The organism is Thermosipho melanesiensis BI429 (assembly GCF_000016905.1).
GTDB lineage: Bacteria > Thermotogota > Thermotogae > Thermotogales > Fervidobacteriaceae > Thermosipho > Thermosipho melanesiensis.
Window position 1 is genome coordinate 85,279 of sequence record NC_009616.1, and the last position, 20,896, is coordinate 106,174.

24 protein-coding genes are annotated in these 20,896 nt (G+C 32.4%); 2 read left to right on the forward strand and 22 right to left on the reverse strand.

The genetic code is table 11. The features are described 5' to 3' along the window. The 16 genes from TMEL_RS00430 to TMEL_RS00505 all read right to left on the reverse strand — a co-directional run bounded on the left by TMEL_RS00430 (window position 1) and on the right by TMEL_RS00505 (window position 15,319). Window positions 1-411: a secondary thiamine-phosphate synthase enzyme YjbQ gene (locus tag TMEL_RS00430; RefSeq protein WP_012056319.1), complete on the reverse strand. Its 411-nt coding sequence runs from the start codon at window positions 409-411 to the stop codon at window positions 1-3. Beyond that, complete coding sequence (locus TMEL_RS00435) at window positions 408-1,340, reverse strand: D-alanine--D-alanine ligase family protein (RefSeq protein WP_012056320.1); 933 nt, start codon at window positions 1,338-1,340, stop codon at window positions 408-410. The genes TMEL_RS00430 and TMEL_RS00435 overlap by 4 nt, the downstream gene beginning before the upstream one ends. Beyond that, window positions 1,337-2,962 carry a methionine synthase gene (locus TMEL_RS00440; protein WP_012056321.1) on the reverse strand — a complete coding sequence of 542 codons (1,626 nt, stop codon included), beginning with the start codon at window positions 2,960-2,962 and terminating at the stop codon, window positions 1,337-1,339. The genes TMEL_RS00435 and TMEL_RS00440 overlap by 4 nt, the downstream gene beginning before the upstream one ends. Continuing rightward, window positions 2,959-4,038, reverse strand: a complete 1,080-nt coding sequence (locus TMEL_RS00445; RefSeq protein ID WP_012056322.1) for an NAD/NADP-dependent octopine/nopaline dehydrogenase family protein — start codon at window positions 4,036-4,038, stop codon at window positions 2,959-2,961. The genes TMEL_RS00440 and TMEL_RS00445 overlap by 4 nt, the downstream gene beginning before the upstream one ends. Before the next feature lie 13 nt (window positions 4,039-4,051). Beyond that, window positions 4,052-5,002 carry a 2-hydroxyacid dehydrogenase gene (locus TMEL_RS00450; RefSeq protein WP_012056323.1) on the reverse strand — a complete coding sequence of 317 codons (951 nt, stop codon included), beginning with the start codon at window positions 5,000-5,002 and terminating at the stop codon, window positions 4,052-4,054. A 5-nt stretch (window positions 5,003-5,007) separates the two neighbouring features. Continuing rightward, window positions 5,008-6,219 (reverse strand): glycerate kinase type-2 family protein, encoded by a 1,212-nt coding sequence (locus TMEL_RS00455; protein ID WP_012056324.1) that lies wholly within the window; start codon window positions 6,217-6,219, stop codon window positions 5,008-5,010. Between the two features lie 4 nt (window positions 6,220-6,223). Continuing rightward, window positions 6,224-7,063: an NAD(+) synthase gene (gene nadE / locus TMEL_RS00460; RefSeq protein WP_012056325.1), complete on the reverse strand. Its 840-nt coding sequence runs from the start codon at window positions 7,061-7,063 to the stop codon at window positions 6,224-6,226. Next, window positions 7,047-8,168: a molecular chaperone DnaJ gene (dnaJ, locus tag TMEL_RS00465; protein ID WP_012056326.1), complete on the reverse strand. Its 1,122-nt coding sequence runs from the start codon at window positions 8,166-8,168 to the stop codon at window positions 7,047-7,049. The genes nadE and dnaJ overlap by 17 nt, the downstream gene beginning before the upstream one ends. Before the next feature lie 4 nt (window positions 8,169-8,172). Next, window positions 8,173-8,724 (reverse strand): nucleotide exchange factor GrpE, encoded by a 552-nt coding sequence (locus TMEL_RS00470; RefSeq protein ID WP_012056327.1) that lies wholly within the window; start codon window positions 8,722-8,724, stop codon window positions 8,173-8,175. A gap of 15 nt (window positions 8,725-8,739) precedes the next feature. Beyond that, on the reverse strand, window positions 8,740-9,753 hold the full coding sequence (gene hrcA, locus TMEL_RS00475; protein ID WP_012056328.1) for a heat-inducible transcriptional repressor HrcA: 1,014 nt from the start codon (window positions 9,751-9,753) through the stop codon (window positions 8,740-8,742). A gap of 103 nt (window positions 9,754-9,856) precedes the next feature. After that, on the reverse strand, window positions 9,857-11,125 hold the full coding sequence (locus TMEL_RS00480; protein ID WP_012056329.1) for an MFS transporter: 1,269 nt from the start codon (window positions 11,123-11,125) through the stop codon (window positions 9,857-9,859). Next, window positions 11,125-11,628: a transcription repressor NadR gene (locus TMEL_RS00485; protein ID WP_012056330.1), complete on the reverse strand. Its 504-nt coding sequence runs from the start codon at window positions 11,626-11,628 to the stop codon at window positions 11,125-11,127. The genes TMEL_RS00480 and TMEL_RS00485 overlap by 1 nt, the downstream gene beginning before the upstream one ends. Before the next feature lie 117 nt (window positions 11,629-11,745). Further along, on the reverse strand, window positions 11,746-12,375 hold the full coding sequence (gene trhA, locus TMEL_RS00490) for a PAQR family membrane homeostasis protein TrhA (RefSeq protein ID WP_012056331.1): 630 nt from the start codon (window positions 12,373-12,375) through the stop codon (window positions 11,746-11,748). Then, the gene (locus TMEL_RS00495; RefSeq protein WP_012056332.1) at window positions 12,372-12,791 is read right to left on the reverse strand and encodes an FKBP-type peptidyl-prolyl cis-trans isomerase; all 420 of its coding nucleotides are present in this window, start codon (window positions 12,789-12,791) and stop codon (window positions 12,372-12,374) included. Before TMEL_RS00495 ends, trhA begins: the two co-directional genes overlap by 4 nt. A 373-nt stretch (window positions 12,792-13,164) precedes the next feature. Continuing rightward, a complete protein-coding gene (locus TMEL_RS00500; RefSeq protein ID WP_012056333.1) occupies window positions 13,165-14,385 on the reverse strand; it encodes an MFS transporter in 1,221 nt (406 codons plus the stop codon). Further along, on the reverse strand, window positions 14,369-15,319 hold the full coding sequence (locus TMEL_RS00505) for a radical SAM/SPASM domain-containing protein (protein ID WP_012056334.1): 951 nt from the start codon (window positions 15,317-15,319) through the stop codon (window positions 14,369-14,371). The genes TMEL_RS00500 and TMEL_RS00505 overlap by 17 nt, the downstream gene beginning before the upstream one ends. A gap of 86 nt (window positions 15,320-15,405) precedes the next feature. Here TMEL_RS00505 and TMEL_RS00510 point away from each other — a divergent pair, with 86 nt between their 5' ends. Beyond that, entirely contained in the window at window positions 15,406-16,425 is a 1,020-nt protein-coding gene (locus tag TMEL_RS00510) for a M20/M25/M40 family metallo-hydrolase (RefSeq protein WP_012056335.1), read from the forward strand. Further along, window positions 16,425-17,429, forward strand: a complete 1,005-nt coding sequence (locus tag TMEL_RS00515) for a M42 family metallopeptidase (protein ID WP_012056336.1) — start codon at window positions 16,425-16,427, stop codon at window positions 17,427-17,429. Before TMEL_RS00510 ends, TMEL_RS00515 begins: the two co-directional genes overlap by 1 nt. Before the next feature lie 24 nt (window positions 17,430-17,453). Here the strand turns inward: TMEL_RS00515 and TMEL_RS00520 are convergent, their stop codons facing one another. The 6 genes from TMEL_RS00520 to TMEL_RS00545 form a co-directional block, all read right to left on the reverse strand. Next, window positions 17,454-17,681: a DNA-directed RNA polymerase subunit omega gene (locus TMEL_RS00520; RefSeq protein ID WP_012056337.1), complete on the reverse strand. Its 228-nt coding sequence runs from the start codon at window positions 17,679-17,681 to the stop codon at window positions 17,454-17,456. A gap of 1 nt (window position 17,682) precedes the next feature. Then, window positions 17,683-18,297 carry a guanylate kinase gene (gene gmk, locus TMEL_RS00525; RefSeq protein WP_012056338.1) on the reverse strand — a complete coding sequence of 205 codons (615 nt, stop codon included), beginning with the start codon at window positions 18,295-18,297 and terminating at the stop codon, window positions 17,683-17,685. Window position 18,298: 1 nt separating this feature from the next. Next, window positions 18,299-18,583 (reverse strand): DUF370 domain-containing protein, encoded by a 285-nt coding sequence (locus tag TMEL_RS00530; RefSeq protein WP_012056339.1) that lies wholly within the window; start codon window positions 18,581-18,583, stop codon window positions 18,299-18,301. Between the two features lie 18 nt (window positions 18,584-18,601). Then, window positions 18,602-19,465, reverse strand: a complete 864-nt coding sequence (locus TMEL_RS00535; RefSeq protein ID WP_041426142.1) for a YicC family protein — start codon at window positions 19,463-19,465, stop codon at window positions 18,602-18,604. 145 nt (window positions 19,466-19,610) lie between these two features. Further along, on the reverse strand, window positions 19,611-20,147 hold the full coding sequence (locus TMEL_RS00540) for a 2-oxoacid:acceptor oxidoreductase family protein (protein WP_012056341.1): 537 nt from the start codon (window positions 20,145-20,147) through the stop codon (window positions 19,611-19,613). Next, window positions 20,144-20,896: a thiamine pyrophosphate-dependent enzyme gene (locus tag TMEL_RS00545; protein ID WP_012056342.1), complete on the reverse strand. Its 753-nt coding sequence runs from the start codon at window positions 20,894-20,896 to the stop codon at window positions 20,144-20,146. Before TMEL_RS00545 ends, TMEL_RS00540 begins: the two co-directional genes overlap by 4 nt.

A 20,896-nucleotide genomic window follows, 5' to 3' on the forward strand; every position in this document is an offset into this window, starting at 1 on the left:
TTATTCACCAATTACTTTAACGACTACTCTTTTTCTTCTCTGACCGTCATACTCTGCATAAAATATTTGCTCCCAAGGTCCTAGATCCAAACGGCCGTTTGTTACAGGTAACACCACCTGATGATGCGTTAAAATTCTTTTTAAGTGTGCATCCCCATTATCTTCTCCAGTCCAATGGTGATTGTATTCTGCAACTGGTGCAAGTTTTTCTAACCATTCCCATATATCCTTGTGTAGACCAGATTCATCATCATTGACAATTATCCCTGCAGTAATATGCATAGCTGACACAAGACAAAACCCCTCTTTTATTCCACTCTTTTTCACAATATTTTCAATTGTATCCGTTATCCTTACAAGTTCTTTTCTTTTCTTAGTGTTAAACCATAAGTATTCTGTATAACTCTTCATAACAAACCCCACCTTTCCATAGAAATTTCCAAAATCTTTAAAACCAATTTATCATAATCACAACCAGCCGCTTTCGCCATTTTTGTAATATCAGAATAAACAGGAACAAGTTGTGGCATAGAATTAACTTCTAAAAAGTATATTTCACCGCCTTTTATTCTTAAATCCATTCTAGCATAATCTCTTAAATTCAGCACCCTAAAAAGTTTTTGTGCATAATATTTTATTTTTTTCTCAAGATCAACATCTAAATTAGCCGGACAAATATACCTTGTTTGTTCTCCATAATAGTGTTTTACTCTATATGAATAAAATCGTTCAAGTTCTTTTGGTAACGACGAAAAATCTATTTCAAGTATAGGTAATACTTCAGGCTTTTTATTTCCTATTACCCCTACACTAAACTCCCGACCATCTATGAATTTTTCAACAAGTGCCGGCTGAGAAAATTCATCATGTATTTTTTTCACCTGTTTTTTTAAATCTTCTAAATTATCCACTATTGAATCTTTTGTAATACCCTTTGCACTTCCCTCACGTGGTGGTTTTACTATGTACTTACCATCTATATAATTTGGTATTTCACCTACGTCAACCACATAAAAATCCGGTGTTGGAATATTATATTGCTTCATTATTATTTTCGTTGTGATTTTATCAAGACAAATGGCATGTGTAAATGTATTTGAAGAAGTATATGGAATACCTAGAAAATCTAACACGGATGGAACATGGACTTGTTTTACTTCCTTTCCCCCTTTGTTAGAAAGATTAAAAACAAAATCATATTTATTTATTTTTCTCAAAAAATCCTCATCAAATCTAACAATTTCACATTTGTATTTTTTGGAAATTGCATCTTTTATAGCATTTATCATTTTTTTCTCTTCATTGTTTATATTTTTATCGCAAACTACGGCTATTTTCATAACATCTCCTCCCTTCTAAGCAAATTTATCCTTTTTTCCTCAGGGAGTATTTTACCGTTATCATCTATGGCATAGCATGCTCCATCAATTACTTTTGTCTCAAACCTTCCTTTAGCTACTGACATACCCTTCAATCCCGGTGCATCTAAAATCCCAAGTCTAACGGCATTATATATTACCTCTGGTTCAATCAACGGGTCTTTATATCCTTTCCCCAATTCCTTTATTGCCTCAATAATTACCATAGCTTCTTTTATTAGTTCTTCAACACGTTTTTCATCAGAGATTATTGGTAATCCATCCAAAGTCGTGTTTACCGCTTTTTTTACCATTTTTACACTTTCAATAATCTCTTTGCTCGTTGCTCTTCTAATAGCCTCTGAATAGGAAACAACGTGGACTATATCTGGTTCAAGGTACATGCCATAAAACATGGTCCCCACCAACTGACCCATAGCCGAATACTCATCGGCAGGAAATGATAAAAGACCAGTCCTGATCATTGTATACGCTCTAAAATTTTCATCTTCAAGTTCCTTTATTAGGCGTCTTTTTGCTAACTGTTTTGCAAGGTCATACCTTGGAGAAAGTCCCGGCGGAGTAGAAAGCATATACTGTGCAACATAATGCTTAACCCCCAGTTTCTTTGCATTATACGCTGCAAGATAAAAAGTGGCTACTTCCACAGCATCATGCGCATATCTTAAAGACCATTGATGAGCCTCATTTATTTCAACAGGGACGTTATTTTCCGCATTCCATTTTATCGCTTCCTGATTCTCCCTTATTGCCTCTAGTAAGTTTCTATCAGACCTTCTATCAAGTTCTGAATACCATGTAAGTGGAATTGCAGCCCATGCATTGTTAATTGTTTCTTTCAAAATCTTTGAAAAGGCAACAAGCTCTCTTGTTCCACTATAGCTTCTTACCAACGGGTAATTCCCCCTTCTTGTGGCATTATACAACCTTTTAAAATCTCCTATGCTCCTTATTGGAACACCACCTGCACCATCTTGTTTTTCATCCATTTTTTCTGGTTCAAAAAAATATTGTTGGCAATTTTGATCTGGCGCAAGAGAAATTATATCCAAAAGTCCAGATTCCGCAAGTATTTTTACGTGTTTCTCTGTTTCTTCTAAGGTTGCAAGCCCTATATGATGTCTAAATAGTGGGTATGGTTTTTTGTAGGCAATTCTGTCAGGTAAAAATTGAGGTGGAACATTCTCGTTTTCTCTCCTTAAATTTTCATTTCTAAGCCACATAACAATTTCATCTATTTCTTGGGTTCCATCAAATATCTTTTTAAAAAGTGGTATTTTTCTTGCAACAGCTCCTGTTTCTACAGTACCGCCAAATACATATATCTTTTTATCTAATTTATTTCTTTTAACCTTTTCAAATAAATCATCTAATAAATTTTTCAATGCCTTTGGATCTAATCTATAACTAATAGCTACAATATCGGGATCGGTCTCAATTATTGCACCAATTAATTTATCAATTGAAACTGCTCCACCTAAGTAAATTGTTTTGTACCCTTCTCTTTCACCTAATTTCAAAAAATTCAAAAGTCCAGCTATATGTACACAACTTCCAATGGATGCACCTAGTATCTTTCTCATATTACACCCCCTTCGTGTATAAATCTAATAAATTCCTGCAAGTCCAAATTTTCTATACCAAGCCTTTTCAGCGTTCGTCCTTCTCTGTAAAAATCCCTGCCCATCATAATCGAAGAAAGATATATAATCGAATCAATGGCCGGAGTCTTTATACCAAACTTTCTCGCAATTTCAGACATTGGTACCAAACTCATAGGTACATCTTCGAGTATATACCTATTCTGCAAACTTGGCGGAGCGATTATTCCCTGATAGCCTGAATTGTTATGGATAACTTCATACAAATTTCCACCCAAAACATCGTATGCATAATTTAACCAATCTTTTGCGGTAAGTGGTTGTATTCCTAATGTTCTTGCAATTGCACATCTCTCATAATCTATTTTTTCCAATACTCTTGCAACTGATGGTGTAATACCTTCAAGATAAAATTCGAATTTTCCAAAAGTACTTTCTACTCGTCCTGCATTTAAAATCAATGTTGCAGGGTGAAATACCGCACCAATGTTGTTAAAACTTGTATAAAGTATAGAATCTATAACCTGAAATTCAGGGATTACATCCTCTAAAATTTCTCTTAAAATTGGATTGTGTTTCGAAGGAAGCGCGGAAACAGGAACGGCATTTTTTATCCTAAAGATATGCGAAACTCCAGGATTTGACGTTCTTGAAGCAAACAAAAACGTTTGGGTTTCTGCTATAATTATTTTTTCACTCTTTTCCCTTAACTTTCTGTAAAATTCCAAAGCACCAAAAGTACGCCCTGGATTTAATATAAAAATTTGATCATCTTCAACATATGGATAAATTTTTTCTGCTATATCTGCATGTGCAAAAGCGGGAACTACAATCATAACCAATTTGGCATCCTCTAATGCTTCTTTTATATCATTAGTTACATTAAAAATCTTCACAGTTGCATTTATCTCGCCTTCTAACCTTATTATTTTTGACTTCATAAATGATGAAATTCTTTTAATACTCCTATTGTATAAAGTAACTTTAAAACCTCTTAACGTCAAAAAACCAGCTAGGGCAAGACCTCCATTCCCCGCACCTATTACAGATATATTCACGTTATCCCCCCCTCTAATACATTAACTCAGGATCAACCATAGTTAATGGTTTTCCTGTCTCTAAAAAAGACTTAATATTTTTAAACAATTCATCTATCCTTCCATTTTGTCCCTCTATTGTATACCCACCGACATGAGGTGACAAAACAACGTTTTTAAATTTATGTATGGGATAGTTGAAAGGCAAGATGATTTCCCTTTCTTTTGAAGGATAATTATACCAAACATCTGAGGCAAACCCTTTTAAGATTTCCTTTTCAAGAACTTCATATAAAGCACTTTCATCTATTAATTCTCCACGTCCTACATTTATTAAAAATTTTCCATCCATATTGAAAAGAAGTTCTCTATTAATAATATACTTTGTTTTATTGGTTAGAGGTAATGCCAAATACACAACTTGCGCCTCTTTAACTGCTTCATCCAATTTATTTGTTATTTTATCAAACTCTCCTATCTGTTCTAATTTATTTCTAAACCCTACAATATAACAACTAAACCCTTTCAACAACTTCGCTATATTTTTTCCGATAACTCCTGTACCCAATATAGCAACTTTTTTATTTTGCAAAGAAAACCAATAATCTTCTTCCTTAAATCCAACTGCAAATCCATGCCAAATTCCCTTTTCAAGATCATTATGATATTCAACCACTCTTCCCATAAGTGCCAAAGATAAAGCCACAGCCCTCTCCGCAACCATCTTTCCATTCCCATGTGAATTGGAAACTACAATATTTCTTTCTTTTAAAATTTTCCATGGTAATTTGTCCGCCCCCGTCCAAGGAACAAAAATTGCCTTTAACTTTTTTGCTTTTTTTACTTGTTCTTCTGTCAAAAAACCACCTACAACTATATCTACCTCATCTAGCAATTCAATATCTGTATACCAATCAATTTGCTTAAACTCTTCTATTCTCTTTTTAAAATAATCTGTAATCTTAGTTAACACAAGCGCTTTCATGCTCATCACCTCACTAAAACAAATCCTATATCATTTAAATTTGTCCCCGTTGGTCCTGTTATCAATAAACTTTCTGCTTCCTTCAATCCATTATACGTATCGTTATTAATTAAAAACTCCTCTGGTGAATAACCCCTTTCCCTAAGAATTTTAACTGTATTTCCATCGACAATTCCACCTGCCGCATCTGTTGGACCATCTGTGCCATCTGTCCCTACCGAAGCAATTACTACATTTTCTATCCCTTCTATTTCTAATGCCGCTGCAAATGATAGTTCTTGATTTCTTCCGCCCATCCCGTTTCCTTTTACTTTAACTACCGTTTCACCACCAAATACTACACAATACGGTTTAGGAAATGAATTAATTCCCTTAACAATACTCGCAACAAATTTTCCTGCATCTCTTGCCTCACAATTTAGCCTCGTAGTCAACAAAAAAGTATTAAATCCATACTTTTCAGCTACCATTTTAAGTTTTTTACAAGCTAAATCAATATTACCAACTATATAGTGTGGTACATTTTTTTCAAGTTTTACACTCTTTTTCAAAACATTCCATATATTTTCGCCCAATTTTAATTTGTATTTTTTCACTATCCTTTTCACCTGATTAAACGTAGTGTAATCAGGATACACTGGTCCGGAAGCTATATATTCCAATTTATCTCCCAACACGTCTGAAAGTACTAAAGCTATTATTTTGGCTTGAATTAATCTGGTAAGTTTTCCACCTTTTACCTTTGAAAGTCTCTTTCTGAGTATATTTATCTCATCAATGCTTGCACCCTTTTTCAATAACTCACTTGTAATACTTTTCAAAAACTCAAGGGTTACCCCATCTTCTAAATACTCAAATAACGAAGACCCTCCTCCAGAGATTAATAACAAAAGTATGTCATTCTTCTTTAACTTTGAAAAATAGTCCAATGCAATCTTGGTGTATTTAATGGAATTTTCGTCAGGAATAGGATGTCCAGCCTCGAAAATATCAAAATTATCTATTCTTCCAAATGAATGCCCATACTTTGTTATAACTATTCCATATCTTACATCTAAAACATTTGAAACAGCATATGCCATTCTCCATGCTGCTTTTCCTATCGAAAGAACATAAACTTCTTTTAAATTAAAATTCTTCAATTTCTCTAAAACTAACCTTTCGGGTCTTAAATGTTTCAAAGTTTCATTTATAATTTTTCTTGCTAATTCTTTCATAATATCACTCAATAGATATATTTCTAATTTGATTTCTTATTTTTCCCAGATTGTACAACTTCCTAACTTTTTCCACAGTATTGGGATCTTCATCATCAATAGGAATATTTTCTTCTAGTTTTTTCAAAATTCTATCTAATGTTGGGTAATCTAAACCAAAAATATCTTCATCATTTAAGCCAGGGATTAAATCAGGCGAGGCAGGCTTATTCAAGATTTTTTCTGGGATACTTAATACTTTTGCAAGTTCAAAAACTTGAGTTTTGTAGAGATGTAAAAGTGGTTCAACATCAGTTGAATCATCCCCCCACTTCACATAAAGTCCCGTCAAAAACTCCGTTTTGTTAGTTGTACCCACTACCGCAAAGTTTCTCTTTTCCGCTTCTTTGTAAAGATAAACCATTCTAACTCTATGTTTTATTCTATAATAACTTATACCTTTTAAAAACTCTTCATCGTCAACTCCTAAAACATCATACTCAAATGAGTTATCTTTATACCTATTCCATCTTTTTTTTGCAAAACTTTCTTTTATCTTAAACGGTACAAAAAATGCAGGAGGATAATATCTATACACCCCAAATACCCTAATTATCTTTGTAACATTCTTTACTTCATAATCAACATTAAAATGCCTGCAAACCAACTTTGCATCATTAATAGCCTTTTTTGGGGAATCTCGTTCCGGTAAAATAAAACACTTGATTTTTTCTTTATCCAATACTCTAACTAAAAGCCCCAAAACAACAGCCGAATCAACTCCACCACTTACTCCTAAAACCGCACCAGAAAAATTATATTTCTTAAAAAACTCATATAAAAAATTTTCAATCTTCTCTAACATCCTTTCCCCTCAGTTTCGCTATTTCTTTTAATAATTTTTTCTCAGTTCTTGAAACTTTAGTAGGAATCCCAACATTAATCCTTAAAATCAAATCTCCCCTTCTTCCAGTTCTCATATCAGGTATCCCCTCACCATATACATATATTTCTTGTCCATGTTGTACACCGGATGGAATCTTTACCTCTTTTATTTTACCATCTGGCATCTTTATTTTAACCTTTGTTCCCAAAATTGCATCAACATAATCTATCTTTAAATCTTTTATCAAGTTATTGCCTTTTCTTTCAAAACTTGTGTATCCTACTACCCTAACATGTACATACAAATCTCCATATCCTCCACCATAATATCCTGCATGACCTCCACCTTGAATTCTCAAAATAGTACCATTCTCCACACCTGCTGGTATATTCACTTCTATTCTATGTCTTTTTCTTATTCTACCAGTACCCCCACATACACGACAACTCTCTCCAGGAATTTTACCAGTCCCACCACATTGATTACATGTATATTGGTTTACAATTACACCTAAAAATGTCCTTCTCTCTTCTCTAACTGTTCCTGTACCATGACATTTCGGACAAGTTACCCATCCACTTCCAGGTTCTACGCCCTCCCCATGACAATGCTCACAAACTTCGTATCTATCATATTCAAGTGGAATTTTTACCCCAGTAAATAATTCTTCAAAAGACACATCAACGGAGATATTTATATCCTCTCCTTTTCTGGGAGTTTTTGTTCTTTTTCTTGAAGAGGTCCTTTGATCACCAAAAAATATATTAAAAATATCGTTGTTAATAAAATCCCCAAAATCTTTAAATATATCTTCAAAACCTCCAAATCCTCTAAATCCTCCGCCGGCATTTGGTGGAACATCACCTACATACCCAAATTTATCGTACATCGCCCTTTTCTCAGGATCAGATAATACTTCATATGCTTCTTGAATTTCTTTAAATTTTTCTTCTGCAAGCTTTTTATTTTCATAATTTCTGTCGGGATGCCATTTTTTTATAAGCTTCTTATACGCTTGTCGAATTTCCTCTTGTGTGGCATTTCTTGAAACACCAAGGATTTCATAATAATCTTTTTTTGCCACAAAATCACCTCCTAGGCTTTACCGAGACCTTAACTTTTGCAGGTTTTAAAATCCTACCTTTAAACTTATACCCATCCTCTACCACTTCTACTATAGAATATTCCTCTTTTTCTTCATCTTCTATTCTTTCAACTGCCTCATGTTCAAAAGGATCAAATTTTGCTCCAACTTTTACTTCCTCAAGTCCGAAATTATTAAGTATCTTCACAAAGTTTTTGTACACAATTTCAATAGCTTTGTAAAAATGCATTTCTTTTTCCTCTTCCGTGGCGTTTCTAAACGATCTTTTGAAATCATCCAAAATTGGTAAAAAACTTTCCAAAATTTTACCTACGGTTGAAACTACAATTTGTTCTTTTCCTTTTACCACATCTTTTTTATAATTTTCAAATTGAGCCTTTAACATACGAGCATAATTTTCAATCTCTACAAGTTGCTTTTCCAGTTCCACAATTCTTTCCTTTTGTTCCTTTATTACATCCCTTTCATCCTTTTTTGTTTCTTCTTTTTTTATTTTTTCAGTATTATTATTGTTGATTTTCCTTTCCTTTTCCATAACATTCACCTCCGTTTATTCAACATTTCTTGCTACAATGGTAAAATACTCTGTCAATCTGTTTACAACATATTCCACACTATCAAACACTCTAGAATAATCACTAAATTTATCAAATATTACTGCTATTCTTCCTACTTCTCTTTCAAAAACAAAATATGGCATAATCAAAACAGAATACTGCTCAAAATTTCTTATATTATGCTCTTTTCCAATATAAATTCCCTCACCCAGTGAAAAAATTCTCGGATAAAAATCTGAATTTGTAGATATTTTCACTATCTCTCTCAACTTTTCTTCATTGAACCTTTTTGCATTTACAAGGTTGAAAACTCCTTCTACAACATATTCTTCATACTTCTCCGATGCTATTTTTTCTGAAAGCTCTATAAATTCTTTCAACCTTCCTCCAACCCATGAAAACTTTTCTACCACTTCTTTTAATTTCAACTTAAATTCACTCAACAAAATACCATCCAGGCTTTTATTTAAAAATTGTTCGACATCTTCAAAATTTGAAACTTCAGAATGTTGTATAGGAAGTACAGAAGTAAGACCAAGCTCTGTAATAATATTAACTATTGAAAACGTTTTTGTAACGGGAGTTAGAACTATTCTCCTTATTCTCAAATACATGGGATTTGGTTTTTCCACAATAACAAAAGCCTTTAAAGTATTAGAAAGCAGCTTTGCAGCTCCTTGAATAATCTTATCAAGATCACCTATTGGAAAATCTGTCTTTACATCTATCGATGAACCAACTTTTTTCGTCTCACTTCTCATTTTCAAAATTTCATTTACGTAAAACCTCAAACCTTTGTCAGTCGGTATTCTTCCAGCTGAAGTATGGGGCTGAAATACATATCCTAAATACCCCAATTTTCTCATATCATTCCTTACCGTTGCACCACTCCAATCTAAATTTGTACTTTCCAATATTTTACTCGAACTTACAGGTATTCCTGATTTCACGTATTCCCTCACCAAACAATAGAGAATTTTTTTTTGTCTTCCCGTTAAGTTTTTCATACAATCACCTCTTTATCAGAGGATTTATCACTCTTATGCTATGTCTGATAATAGTATAGCACAAAAAAAAGTAAACGTCAACAAAAAAGCAGGGAAGCCCCTGCTAATCTATTGGCCTATCTTTTGTTTCAACACCCAAAATCAACACTAAAACACCTGTAACAATTGAAATTATTGCCGTATATGAAAGTACCATAACAACTGATTTATCAATGAAGTAACCAGTAAAATACGGCGCAAGTATACCTGCAACTCTAGCCATTACTCCAGCAATACCATTTGCGGTACCTCTAAATGAAGTGGGAAATAATTCTGGAGTGTACGCATACACCAATCCCCAGACTCCTAAAGTAAAGAAAGACAAAACCAATATTACAAACAAAAATGATATATTACCCATTGTTGCAAATAGTAAAAAGGAGGAAAGCCCCATTCCGACAAAGTATACTGATAAGGTTCTTTTTCTACCCCATTTTTCAATTAAATATGCAACAGAAAGATAACCGGGAAGTTGCGCCAAATACACGTAAAAAGTATACCATTTTGCTTTAGTTATACTTATTGAAAGGTTATTTACAAAAATTTTCGGAGCCCAAGAAAATAAAGCGTAATACACAAAACTTACTACAAACCAAGAAATCATAACTAAGATTGTTTGTTTTAAATATTTCTTTTTAAACATTGCGCTGTATGTCACTTTAACCTTTTCAACGCTTTCAATCTCCTGAGAAATTTTCCCAAATTGTTTTTCCAAAGCTTCTTTTCCATTTTTTTCGAAAATATACTTTGGTGTTTCACCATTTTTTAGCAGTGATATTAAAATAAAAAGCCCCAAAAGAAAGATATAAAAGTTTGATCTCCATCCAAATTTTTCACCCAAAGTTACCGCAAATAAAGCCATTAATATACTCCCAATAGCCCAACTTGTTTCAAGGTACACTAAATATCTACCTCTAAGCTTTATAGAAGTAAACTCAGAAAGATAAGTGTTGACAGAAGGTAACAATCCACCATATCCAAATCCTGATACAAACCTTAGAAAATACGCTATAGAATAAGATTTTGAAAATCCAAAAAATACGGTAAATACTATAGAAATCAACAAATAAAATACCATACCACTTTTTCTTCCAAAGTAATCTAATATCACCCCTGAAAACAACGCACCAAAAAGCATACCCAAAAACGTTGAACTTACGAGCGAACTCGCAGATATTTTTGACAGCTGCCATTCAGAAATAAGGTCTGGAAGCACAAACGGCATAATCATTACTCCAGCAGCTCCAACCATCCAAATAAATGAAGCAAAAATCAAAATACGCCTTTGTTTTTCTTTGGGAATCACAATATCAACAACCTGGTCTATTTTCATTATTTCACCCCCAATAGATATTTACTAATAGCCTCCAATACTTTTTTCATTGTCTCCTTGTTTGGGGTTTCAATTGTATGAATATGTACTCCCCCTGATAACCTTAAAAGTGGAGTCGCATTCGAACTTTGCATCAAAGCCATGAATTTTGCAATATCATCCAAAGTTTCAATATCCAATCTACCAGTAATTTCACCATATATAGGATGTTCAACAATAACATCAATAACCTTTCCACCTGCACTTACAATCCTAAAAAGCTCATCGTATATTTCTTCTTCACCATGCTTTACCGCTACCATCTTTCTTACCCTATCTTTTCTCCTTTCTAAAACATATCCATCTCTAGTTGAATAAATCTTGTACCCTTTTGTCTTTAAGACCGATATATCTTGGACAATTACCTGTCTACTTACTCCCAATAATTCTGATAATTCTTTTCCTTTTACAGGACCTTTTGATTCAGATAAAATACCTAGAATTTTCTTTAGCCTTTCTTTCATATTATCACCTCACTAATAGTTTACATAATTTAACAGCAAATGTCAATTTAAATTTACTTTCTGCTAAAAAAAAAAAAAAAAAAGCGGGCTTTTCGCCCGCTTCATTGTTTATATTCTCTATATCTGCAAGATTGCCAAATAGTGAAACACACTCCCTGCAATAACAAATAAATGCCAAATCATATGATGATATTTTATTTTTCTGTACATATAAAATATACTTCCCAATGTATACAAAACACCACCTATAACTAAAAGAGTAATACCAAAAGAGTTAAAATTCATTATCAATTTTTTTATAAAAAACACAATCATCCACCCCATAAGAATATAAATTAAAGTTGAAACTACCATAAAATCTCTTACAAAAAATACTTTAAATACCATCCCAAATATTGCAAGTACCCACACTACCGCAAACAATGTCCAACCTAAGCTTCCTTTTATAACCATCAATAAAAATGGAGTATATGTTCCCGCAATTAACAGAAATATTGCAGAATGATCCATTATCTCAAAAATATACTTTGCTTTTTGATTACACATACTATGGTATAGTGTTGAGATTAAATATAAAAAAAATAAAGAACAGCCATAAATTGTAAAGGAAACTATCTTTAAAGGTGTACCAAACGATGAGTAAATTATCAACCAAATTAAACCAAATAGCGCTGCTAAAGCTCCTACACCGTGAGTTACGGCATTTGCAATCTCTTCCCCTAAGGTATATTTTTCTAGATTTTTCACGATATAGATACTATCTCAACATCAAAAATTAAATTTTTCCCTGCAAGGGGATGATTAGCATCTAACATTACCTTATCCTCTAGAATCTCGGAAACTTTAACAATAAACGCTCCACCGTCTGGTTGATGTACTTCGAACAATTGACCAACTTCTACATTTTCAGGCAATTGTGTTTTGTCCACTGGAAAAATTAAATCTTCCCTGTATTCACCATATGCTTTATCATATGGTACATTAATAGTCTTCTTCTCTCCAACTTCCATACCCAAGATTTGTTCCTCAAAACCCAAAATTATTTGACCTTCTCCTACTACAAACTCCAAAGGTTCTTTTCCTTCAGAACTGTCAAAAATTTCACCATTTTCAAACTTTCCTACATAATGCACTAAAACCTTATCGCCTTTTTTTATACCCATAATACCACCTCACAAAGTAAAAAGTACTATTTAATTATACACCTAAAAACAAAAATTACAAATAACTAATTTCAAATAAAATAGTTTCGGCATTAACCGAAACTAGTTTTTTATCTAATTAATATCCCTTTTTAAGGTTTCAAAGAATTTGAATTGATAAAAAAATTACATGAATTATTTCAAAAAAATTTACCAAAATTTATATATTTAGATTTAGAAACATAGCCTTTTGAATTTAAAATTTCATCAACTTTTATAAATTAATTTTTTTCCTTTTGACTTTTCTTTTAATACTATCAATGAATAGTTTTAATTCATCATATGAAATATCTCTATTAATAAAAAACATAATTAACTAGCAATTAATATTTCTCTATTTTTTTAAAATGGACACTTTCTCTTTAATTAATAAATCTTTTTCTTTTAACCAAAAAATTTGTGAAAATACAAATAAAATTAACCCAATAACAAATATTCCCATTCCTATTCCATATTTTTTACTTACCAATCCCATTAAAAATGAAAAAAATGCCGTTAGCAAAGTGGTAATCTGTGATTCAACAGATAAAACCGACGCAAGTGCCTCAGATTTTTCGCTAATATAAGAAACAACAATGGGTCTTCTAATATTTTCAATTAAATAAACAAAAACAAATAGAATTATTGAAATATAGTAGAAATTAAAATAGTATGTAATACCTATTAACATAATTACAATAGCTCCAAAAAATAACGTTAAATTTAATTTTTTCTTAAATTTCCAAGAATTTCTAGAAGCAATAGAAGTTAAAAGATAAAGTACAAAATAAATAATACCAACTAATATTGCTGTTCTTTTTTTACTATTTAATCCTAAAAATACAGGAATAGCTAACGCAAATGATTCAATAATCGGTTGCAAATAATCTTTTATACTTTTAAAAACAGAAGAATAACTCGTGGCATTTAAAAGTAACTTAAAAGTTTTCCAATTTGAAATTGCACCTAAAAAATCTTTTAATGTATCCTTTTTTGTTTTTTTTATATTACCATCTAACTCATCTGGATACGTGGAAAGATTTATAAGATTCAATACATATGGAATTATTGCCATCAAGAAAATAAGTTTATAATTCCCACTAAAAAAAACTATCAAAGCTGATAATAAAGAATTTAATGCAGAACCAAGTTGTGATGCAGATCTTGTTGCACCATAGTACTGAACTTTTAAGCTTTCCATGTTATTGAGTTTTAAATACTGAAAAATCATTGCTTTATGAGTTCCTGTTCTAAATGCCTCTCCAAACGAAAAAAATATCATAGCCAACATAAACAAATAAAAAGAATTACAAAAGTAAAAAATACTAAAGGATATTATATACGAAATCATAGAAAAAATCATAGATTTTTTTCTTCCATATAAATCAGCAAAAACTCCCGTCGGAATTTCCAAAATGTTTGTTGCAATACTCTTTATGGAATATAATATTCCAATTTGCAAATAATCTAATCCTGAAGATAAAAACCCTAAGATAAGAAATGGTTCAAAAAATCTCAGATTTTTCAAAAAACCATACATTTGAAATTTTCTAAATTGTTTATCCTTTTTTATCATTATCCATCACCCTACAAAATATTGGATCGTGTTTCAAATTTAATTTCTTTGCAAATGCTCTACATCCACCAAAACAATTCTCAAAAAATTCACAATTTTTACAACTATTCAATAAAACATCTGGGTTGAAACTTTCCCATATCTCTTTAAATGATTTTTCATTTAAGTTTCCCATGTAATATTCTTTATCATATCTAAAATGCCCACAAGGAACTACTGTTCCATCTACCAAAACCGATGCATGAGTCCTACCCGCTGTACACATACCACTAAAAATATTCTCTTCAACATAAAAATTTACAGTATCTTTGTACTTATCTATCAAACTTCTTACATATTCTACTTCCTTTTTTGTAGGAATTAATATATCCTTGTATAATTTTCCTCTTCCTACGGGTACAAACCTATCTACATATAAAGAAACGTTATGTTTTTTGGCAAACTTTATCATGTCTTCAAAGTAAAGGTAATTTTTTTTGTTAATAACATGTAAAATAGTTACCTCAAAACCTGCTTCTAAAAAATTTAAAAAACCATTGTACGTTTTCTCAAATGTTCCTTTACCACGTACAAATTCGTGTATCTCTGGAAAACTTCCATCAAATGAAATTCCAACCTTCAGTTCCGGATAGATCCCTTTTAACTTATTTACCACATCCTTACTTGCAAGTGATGCGTTGGTATTCAACATAACTCCTAACCCTACATGCACTCCATACTTAATAATATCAAAAATATCTTGTCTCAATAAAGGTTCTCCGCCAACCAGATCTACCAATTCTACTTCTCCATTTCTTAGCTCATCAAGCACATGCTTTACTTGCTCTAGGGTAAGTTCTATTTTCGATTTCTTACCTGCATTACAATAACAATGCTTACAAGAGTAATTACACGCCGTAGTTAATTCAAATTCAACTATCTTAGGTTTTCTCATATCTCTCCCCCTTTCTTTTATAAGTATATACCAAATTCTTTAAAATTGTGATAAAATCATGTTAGAAAAAGCAAAGGAGGGATAAAGTGGAAACAAAAGAATTAATTTTAAGGCTTACTTCAATTGCAGGACCATCCGGGTATGAAACAAACGTGGTAGATGAAATTGAAAAAATAATGAAAAATTTTTCAGATGAAACTTTTAAAACAAAATTAGGTAGTCTAATCTGCGTAAAGAAAGGAAATGGAAAAGGAAAAGTAGGACTTTTTGCTCATGTAGACCAATTGGGGTTCGTAATCACAAAGATAGATAAAAAAGGATTCGCCTATGTAGCTGAAATTGGTGGTTGGGATCCAAAAGTGGTAATTGGTCAGCGAGCAAAGATAATTTCAAAAGATAACAAGGTCTTTGAAGGTATCTTTGGATTTTTAGCCCCCCATTTACAAAAGAAAGAAGAAAAGGGCAAAGTGCCATCTTTCAATTATTTGTTTTTAGATATTAGCATCAACAAAGATTGGAAAGAAATTTCAGTGGGAGACTTAGTGGTACTAGACAATATAGAAGCCTTTGAACAAAACAGCTATATCTTTTCACCTGCTCTTGACAATAGGGCAAGTTGTGCGGCTTTAATAAAAACAGCGGAACTTCTTCAAAAAATAAAGCATGAAGTTGACGTATACTTTATCTTTTCAACGCAGGAAGAGGAAGGGGGACCAGGTGCTCCAACCGCCGCTTACCTTTCAGACCTTGATTATGCATTTGTAGTAGATGTTACACATGGAAATGAAAATGTTCCCGGATATGAAAAGGTAGAAATAAATAAAGGGCCTGTGGTTGCAATTGGTCCTGTTGTAAATAGGGAATTCAACGAAATTGTTAGAAAAACGGCTAATGAATTTAATATTCAAATCCAATTTGAACCTATTCCTAGAAGAAGTGGAACAGATACTGATGAGGTACAATTAGTAAGAAAAGGTATAAAAACACAACTGTTATCAATACCTTTAAAATATATGCACACACCATATGAAAAAATCTCAATCCAGGATATTGAAAATACATCAAAATTGATAACATTTACCATTTCGGCATTGGAGGTGCAATAATGTATTTAAAAGAGCTTTCTGAGATAAATGGTGTTTCTGGCAACGAACAAAAAGTTAGAGACTTTATCTTAGATAAAATCAAGGATAAGGTTGATAAATATTGGATAGATAGAATGGGGAATTTAATAGTGTTTAAAAAAGGGAAATCAAAAGCTAAAGTTGTATTAGACGCACACATGGATGAAGTGGGATTTATGGTAACAAAAATAAATGATGATGGAACATTATCATTTATGCCAGTTGGTGGTGTTGATCCTAGAGTTGTAATAGGTAAAAAAGTTATAATAAACGATGAAATTGTAGGAATTATTGGATTTAAAGCAATTCATTTACAAGATAGTCCTTATAAAACTCCAGAATTTTCACAACTAAGCATTGATGCAGGGTTTTCTTCAAAAAAAGAAGCAGAAAAAAAAGTTAAAATAGGTGATTACGTTGCCTTTACGACAAAATACAAAGAAGTAGGTAATTTTGCCACTGGAAAGGCTTTCGACGATAGGGGTGGATGTAGTATACTAATTGATTTAATTGAAAAAAACATAAAAACTGATTACGATCTATATTTTGTATTTAGTGTACAAGAAGAAACTGGTTTAAGAGGATCAGCAGTAGTCGCCGAACAAATTCAACCAGACTTTGCTATTGCAATTGAAACAACAACTGCGGGTGACAATCCAGAACTTGATAAGGAACTTTGGGCAACTCATCTTGGTGAAGGCCCGGCAATTACATTTATGCACTCTGGTTATGTAATTGATAAAAATCTTTTTGAATCACTTGTAAAAACTGCAAAAGATAATAATATACCATTCCAATACAAAAGAAGGACTGCTGGAGGTACAAATGCAGCAAGATATGCAAGAAGTGCCTATGGTATCCCATCTGCAGTAATATCCATACCTTCAAGATATATTCATAGTCCACTTATAGTTATTAATTTGGAAGACTACAAAAACACAGTTTTACTTTTACAAAAATTTCTTGAAGAAGCTCCAATAAAATAAAGATGGCCCGTTTAGGAGCCATCTTTATTTTACATTTGGTATTAATACCTTCAATATTTCTTCGTTTTTGATTCTTATATATCCCTCACTTAACTCTTTTAAAGCTATACTTACATAGTTATTATCCCAAGTTTCCACATATGAATGCGCAAATTCTTTTAAATTCTCCGCTCTCTTTGCCACTGCTATGGGAATTGCAAATTTATACGGTATCTTTTTTAAAAGCTCGTCATAGTTAATTACGGGATTCATACTATTTACCTCCTTTAAGTAATTTCTCTTCTAGTTCTTCATCAAATATTCTTTTTGTCTTGTATGATTCTGCAATTACAATGGATTTCATTGCAATTATTGACTTTTCAAGATCACTATTAATTATCAAATAGTCAAACTCCTTAATCTTGGACATTTCCCATTTTGCATTCTCAAACCTTTTTAACATTATTTCTTCACTTTCTGTTCCTCTTTTTAAAAGTCTGTCCCTTAATACTTTATAACTTGGAGGAGCAACAAAAACAAAAACTGCATCTGAAAAATTTTTCTTAACTTGCAGAGCACCCTGTACATCTATATCTAATATTATCCTATTACCTTTCTTTATATTCTCAACCACAAACTTTTTTGGTGTACCATACAAATTACCATGTACCTGAGCCCACTCTAAAAACTCACCATTTTCTCGCATCTTTTTAAATTCCTCTTTACTTATAAAAAAATAATCCACTCCATTAATTTCACCAGGTCTCGGTGGGCGAGTTGTACATGAAACTGAAAATACAATCCTATCAAGTTTGTTTAATAAAGCATTTATTATACTAGTTTTTCCAACACCTGATGGTCCACTTACAACTATTAAAGTGCCTTCCATATTATCCCTTTCTTCTAATTCTCTCTAATTGTTCTTCAATTTCAAAAAATGATTGCATAAATCTCTGTGCAATTGTTTCTGGCTGAATAGCGCTTAAAATAATATGGTTACTATCTGATATAAGTATTGCTCTTGTTTTTCTTCCGTATGTTGCATCTATTAATTTTCCCTCTTCTTTAGCATCTTCCTTTAATCTTTTCAATGGCGCACTCTCTGGATTTACTATTGCAACAATTCTATCACCTGCGATAACATTCCCAAAACCAATATTAATAAGTCCAAACATAAACTTACACCTCCCAAATTATTCAATATTTTGAACTTGCTCTTTTAATTGAGAATTAATATATTTTCCTTCTAAAGCATAATTCGTAATTTCTAACATTCTACTTTTTGAAAGTATTGTATTAAATTCTCTATGAACCTCTTGCGTCAAAAAATTCAACAGAGTTCCAACTGGCTCATCAGACCTTATCAATTCTTCCAACCTAGTTAAATGACTTTTTAATCTCGCAATTTCTTCCCTTATATCCGCTTTATCAGCTATTAGTGCAACTGCAGTTTCAAATTGATTTACGTCTAACTCAACCTTTTCAGGTAATATTTCTTCGACATTTTCTCTAATTTTCTTTGCTATTTCACCCTTTAATTTAAATGATAAGCTACTAATACTTTCAACTATCTCTTTCATTTTCTGAATCATGTCATTTAATTCAACAAATAACTTTTGTCCTTCCTTTTCACGCTCATCTACTAGTCTTTTCAAAGTATCCAAAATAACACTCTCAGAAAATTCCCAAAGCTCTTCTACAACTTCATCGCTAAAATCTCCTCTAAAAATTTCCTTAAATATTAAAAGATCACCTACGCTCAATAAATTTTGTATCCCAAGCTGCTCCCTTAAGCTTTCAAGACTTTCAAAATACGATTTTGCCATTACATAATCTATATTCAAATCCACAGGTGTTAAAAATTTTACATTTAATCTAAGATAAGCTTTTCCCCTTTTTATCCTGTTTGCAATAATTCTGTTTATTTTTATTTCCTTTGAACTTAGATAATACGGCACCCCTACAAAAACATCTAAACCTTTTGAATTTAAGGTCTTTATTTCACAAGATACTTTAAATTTTTCGGAAACTTTTTCAACTTTCGCATATCCTGTCATACTTTTCACATAAATCACTCCTATAAATAATTATACACAATTTTTTGCAAATTTCAAAGTTTTTTTCAATTTTTCAACATTATTTAAAAAAAAAAAAAAGACAGGACCCAAAAGGGTCCTATAATGAGGGCTTTATCTCATCCGCCTACTGTTTTGCAATAGCAATTCCTTCTTCAATAGCCTTTTTATTAACCTCAATTAAATTTGCCTTTTTACCCGTTAATTTTTTCTCTAGTGCTTTAAACAAACTTTCCTTCGAAACAATATTTGTTACACCAATAACAGCACCTAACATGACCATATTAGCAACCTTTAAATTTCCTAACTTATCTGCTATTTCATTACACGGGACCTTCTTAATGTTGATATCAACTTTTCTATCAGCTTCCCTATCAATAACTGATTCATTTAAGAAAAGATAACCATTTTCAGTAACTACATTTTGGAACTTTAGCATCGACGGAATATTCATCGCAACTACAACCTCTGCTTGGTCAACTACCGGAGATGCTACTTCTTTGTCTTCCACAACCACTGTACAATTTGCCGTCCCACCTCGCATTTCAGGACCATATGATGGCATCCATGTAACATTTTTCCCCTCTATCATTCCCGCATATGCAAGAATTTGCCCCATTAACATTACACCTTGCCCACCAAATCCTGCAAAAATAAACCTCATTTTTCATCACCAACCTTATCAACAAAAATTCCCAATGGATATTCAGGAATCATATTTTCTTCAAGCCACTTGCCGGCGGAAACGGGATCTATACCCCAATTTGTTGGACATGTTGATAAGACCTCTACCATTCCAAACCCTAGACCTTTCACTTGAGCCAAAAATGCCTTTTTTATTGCTTTTTTTGTTTTTTCAACATCTTGTGGTGTATTTACTTTAGTTCTTGCAAGATATGCAACACCTTTTGCTTCTTTTAAGAATTCACACATATGCATTGGATATCCATCATTTTCTGCTGTTCTTCCGTATGGAGTTGTAGTCGATTTCATACCAAGTAATGTAGTTGGTGCCATTTGACCACCTGTCATACCATAAATAGCATTATTTACAAATATTGTAGTAATTTTTTCGCCTCTATTTGCCGCATGCATAATTTCGGCCGTACCAATTGCCGCTAAATCACCATCACCTTGATATGTAAACACATACAAATCTGGACGTGCTCTTTTCATACCAGTAGCAACTGCCGGAGCTCTACCATGAGGTGCTATAGTTCCATCCATGTTAAAAAACTGATAAGCAAAAACGGAACAACCTATTGGGGAAACAACCAAAGTTTTTTCTCTTATCCCAAGCTCATCAATAACTTCTGCAATCAATCTATGAATAATTCCATGATGACAACCTGGGCAATAAGTAAATTCCTTTCCCGTTAACGATTCTGGCATTTTATGCAAAACCTTTCTCAT